General features: G+C 49.4%; 1 protein-coding gene. It reads left to right on the plus strand.

The annotated features are described in order from the left end of the window. On the plus strand, nt 1-757 hold a 757-nt coding region (locus B3M90_RS11950), incomplete at both ends, for an MFS transporter (RefSeq protein WP_290784260.1).

Here is a 757-nt window from a genome sequence, read left to right on the forward strand (position 1 = left end):
TGATGAACGTCATGCTCGTCAGTTTCCCGATTGAAAAACGCGGGACTGCGATGGGCTTCTTCGGATTGATTATGATGGGGGCTCCAGCGATCGGACCAACGTTATCCGGTTGGATCATCGAGCACTATGATTGGCGGATGCTGTTCCACTTCATCACACCAATCGCCTTAATCGTTCTCGTTGCTGGTTTCTTCTTACTTCGTGACGTCAAGGAACGGTCTGCCGCTCAGATCGATCTGACTTCCGTTGCACTTTCGTCACTTGGTTTCGGTGGCTTATTGTACGGATTCAGTTCTGCTGGCTCTAAAGGTTGGGATAGTTTCCACGTCTATGGAGCACTGATCGTCGGGGTCATCGCACTCGTGACATTCATTCATCGTCAGCTGCATATGGAACGTCCGATGCTCAACTTCAAGATTTATCGTTACCCGATGTTCGCCTTGTCTTCTGCGATCTCGATGGTCGTCACGATGGCGATGTTCTCGGGCATGTTATTGCTTCCGATCTATGTCCAGACGATTCGCGGTATTTCACCACTTGATGCGGGTCTCATGCTGTTACCGGGTGCCATCTTGATGGCCGTCATGTCACCGATCAACGGGAAGCTGTTTGACAAAATCGGTGGTCGTCCTCTTGCTTTGACTGGTTTGTTCATCACAGTCGTCACGAGTTATTACTTCAGTCAACTTGAGATGGATACGACGTATACGCATCTGATCATCCTGTATTCGTTACGGATGTTCGGGATGTCAATGGT

This window comes from Exiguobacterium sp. UBA6309, from assembly GCF_002439205.1.
Lineage (GTDB): Bacteria > Bacillota > Bacilli > Exiguobacteriales > Exiguobacteriaceae > Exiguobacterium_A.